A 3519-nucleotide genomic window follows, 5' to 3' on the forward strand; every position below is an offset into this window, starting at 1 on the left:
AACGGCGCGAACATCGTCACGCCGACAAAACCGCCGGCGTCGACGATTTCCTTGAGCTGTTCGTCGGTCTTGTTGCGCGGATGTTCCTTCAGGCCCGAAGGGCAGCAGTGCGAATAGCAGACCGGCTTCGTGGATGCAGCGATCGCTTCCGAAGACGTCTTGCCGCCCACGTGCGAAAGGTCGACCATGATGCCCACGCGATTCATCTCCTGGATCACTTCGCGGCCGAACCCGGAAAGACCGCCGTCGCGCTCATAACATCCTGTACCAACCAGGTTCTGCGTGTTGTAGCAAAGCTGCACGACGTTCACGCCGAGCTGCTTGAACGTTTCGATATAACCGAGGTTGTCCTCGAACGCATGCGCGTTCTGGAAACCGAAGATGATGCCCGTCTTGTTCTCCTGCTTGGCGCGGCGGATGTCGTCGGTGGTGCGCACGAGCGTGAGAATGTCGCTGTGTTCGCGCATCATCTGGCGCATCTCGGCGATGTTGTCCACGGTCTTCTGGAAGCTCTCCCAGACCGACACGGTGCAATTCACTGCGGTCACGCCGCCCTTTCTCATGTCCTCGAACACAGAAGGCTCGAACTTCGAAATATTCAGCCCGTCGATGATGATGCTGGTGTCGTGCAGTGTGCTCATCTCATGCTCCAGAATGGGAGGACGTAATCAATAAATGGGGAAGCGTTCGCACAGCGCGAAGATCTCGCGGCGCACGCGGTGTTCTGTGTCGGCATGGCCTTCCGGATGGTCGCGCAGCGCGTCGAACACCTCCACGATCAGGCGGCCAATATCGCGGAATTCGGCCACGCCAAAACCGCGCGTGGTGCCGGCCGGCGTACCGAGGCGCACGCCCGAAGTGACTGTGGGCTTTTCCGGATCGAACGGGATGCCGTTCTTGTTGCAGGTGATGCCGGCGCGTTCCAACGCATGCTCGACCTGATTGCCCTTCAATCCCTTCGGACGCAGGTCGACGAGCAGCAAGTGGTTATCCGTGCCGCCCGTGACGAGATCCACGCCACCGGCCTTGAGCACTTCGCCCAGCCCCCTGGCATTCGCCAGCACATTGTCGATATACGTCTTGAACGAAGGCTGCAGCGCCTCGCCGAAGGCAACGGCCTTGCCGGCGATCACATGCATGAGCGGGCCGCCCTGGAGGCCGGGGAAAACCGCGGAATTGATCTTCTTGGCGATGTCTTCGTCGTTGGTCAGCACAAAGCCGCCACGCGGACCGCGCAAGGTCTTGTGCGTGGTAGATGTCACCACGTGCGCATGCTCGACCGGATTCTGATGACGCCCCGCTGCGATCACGCCGGCGATGTGCGCCATGTCGACCATGAGCTTCGAGCCGGCCTTGTCGGCAATGGCACGCAAGCGCGCGAAGTCAAGTTCGCGGGGGTAGGCCGAGAAACCTGCGATCAGCAACGTCGGCTTGTGCTGCATCGCAAGTTCTTCGATCTGCTCGTAATCGATCAACATGGTCTCGCGATTCACGCCGTACTGCACCGCGTTGAACCACTTGCCGGACATGGCTGGCTTGGCGCCATGTGTCAGGTGGCCTCCCGCATCGAGCGACATGCCGAGCACCGTGTCGCCAGGCTTGGTCAGCGCCAGCATCACCGCGCCGTTGGCCTGTGCGCCCGAGTGCGGTTGCACGTTCGCGAACTGCGCGTTGAAGATCTGCTTCACGCGATCAATGGCAAGCGTTTCGATTTCATCGACGAATTCGCAACCGCCGTAATAACGCTTGCCCGGGTACCCTTCCGCGTATTTGTTCGTCAGCACCGAACCCTGCGCCTCGAGCACCGCACGCGACACGATGTTTTCCGACGCGATCAATTCGATTTGCGATTGCTGGCGCTCCAGTTCCTTGAGGATCGCGCTGCGCACGGATGCATCGCGAGTCGCAAGCGGTTCGTCAAAGAAAGGCGCGGCGGGGCGGGTCGTGGAATTTGCCATTGAAGCATCCGTGGGTTCGGGGACAAGTCGTATTTTGGAAAGTGAATTCGTCATGCCGAAGCGTTTGAAACCCCTTCCTGATGCGTCTATTCTTGACTTTCGCTGAATCCGCCAATTTATGAATTTAGACGTGTTCTTGGCCTTTTCCGACATGAGCGTCCGTTTTACACAAGTCGCAACGGACGCTTTGAGTTAAGCGGTCTGTTGCTGCACTGCGGCGGACAATTCGCGCGCTCGCGCGGTGCGCGACTTGCACGCTATCCCCGTCCCGGTGCGCTGCTTGGCACTTACATTTGCGTAAGCTTCAATGCCAATAGGGTTTAGCCTGATGGCATGCTAGTTGCAAACATCTACAAAATGTCCATAGTCGTGCCCCACGACACAGCAACCCAAAGATTCGAAGGAATCATTCCTCCATGTCCCCCGATCGCACCGCGTCGCTCGCGCACTTTGCGTTCATGCCGCTACCGAACTTCACGATGATCGCGTTCACCAACGCTATCGAAGTGCTGCGCATGGCGAACTATCTGACGGGGCAAAAGCTTTATACGTGGTCCGTCGTGAGCCCGGAAGGTGGGCCGGTGGCGGCAAGCAACGGTCTTTCCGTCGATACCGGCCCGGTCGATTGCGTAGGGCAACCGGATATCGTGTTCGTGGTGGGCGGTATCGATGTGCAACGTGAAACCACGGCGGCCCATCTCGCTGCGTTGCGCCGCTTCGCGCGACTCGGTAGCGCGCTGGGGAGCCTTTGCACCGGAACGTATGCACTCGCACGCGCGGGTCTGCTCGCCGGTTACGCATGCGCGATCCATTGGGAAAACATGTCGGCGCTTAAAGAAGAATTTCCCGACACACGATTTCTCAAGGAGCTTTTTGTTATCGACCGGGATCGTGTGACGTGTACCGGCGGCGTCGCGCCGCTCGACATGATGCTGAACCTGATCGCCACGCGTGTGGGATCTGCGAAGGTCACGCAGATCGCGGAACAGTTCATCGTGGAGCATGTTCGCGATACCAGCGCGCAGCAGCGCATGCCGCTCGTCGCGCGCCTCGGGTCGGCCAACAAGTCGCTGTTCGAAGTGATCTCGCTGATGGAAAACAACATTGAAGAGCCGTTGTCGCGAGAAGAACTCGCGCGGCTCGCGGGGATGTCACAGCGGCAATTGCAGCGGTTATTCCGTGAACATCTCGGCATGACGCCGACGCACTACTACCTGACATTGCGGCTGCGCCGCGCGCGCGAACTGTTGCTGCAGACCGATATGTCGATCATGCACATCACGATGGCTTGCGGGTTCCAGTCGGCATGCCACTTCAGCAAGAGTTATCGCGATGCATTCGGAACGGCGCCCACTCGCGAACGCCGCCGCCAGTTGCCACCGCTCGCCGTCGTTCCTTCAATGGCGGTCGTCCAGAGCGCCGCTTAAGGCCTTGTCTAAAGCCTCATAACGACGCCCTTGGAGCACGAGCTTCAAGCGGCTTTCAGCAACCCGTGCGGATCGATTACGAACTTGCGCGGCGCACCCCCATCGAATTGCCGATACCCATCCGGTGCCTGATC

3 protein-coding genes are annotated in these 3519 nt (G+C 59.5%); 1 reads left to right on the forward strand and 2 read right to left on the reverse strand.

What is annotated here, in order from left to right; genetic code table 11:
- Positions 1-641: membrane dipeptidase (locus tag ACFFAR_RS28210; protein ID WP_375508909.1), on the reverse strand; the 641-nt coding region annotated here is incomplete at its 3' end.
- 27 nt (positions 642-668) lie between these two features.
- Positions 669-1958 carry a serine hydroxymethyltransferase gene (locus ACFFAR_RS28215; RefSeq protein ID WP_174365290.1) on the reverse strand — a complete coding sequence of 430 codons (1290 nt, stop codon included), beginning with the start codon at positions 1956-1958 and terminating at the stop codon, positions 669-671.
- A gap of 416 nt (positions 1959-2374) precedes the next feature.
- On the opposite strand from ACFFAR_RS28215, the gene ACFFAR_RS28220 reads away from it, so the two are divergent.
- On the forward strand, positions 2375-3385 hold the full coding sequence (locus tag ACFFAR_RS28220) for a GlxA family transcriptional regulator (protein ID WP_062003572.1): 1011 nt from the start codon (positions 2375-2377) through the stop codon (positions 3383-3385).
- Positions 3386-3519: the final 134 nt, after the last annotated feature.

Source organism: uncultured Caballeronia sp., from assembly GCF_964243625.1.
Classification (GTDB): domain Bacteria; phylum Pseudomonadota; class Gammaproteobacteria; order Burkholderiales; family Burkholderiaceae; genus Caballeronia.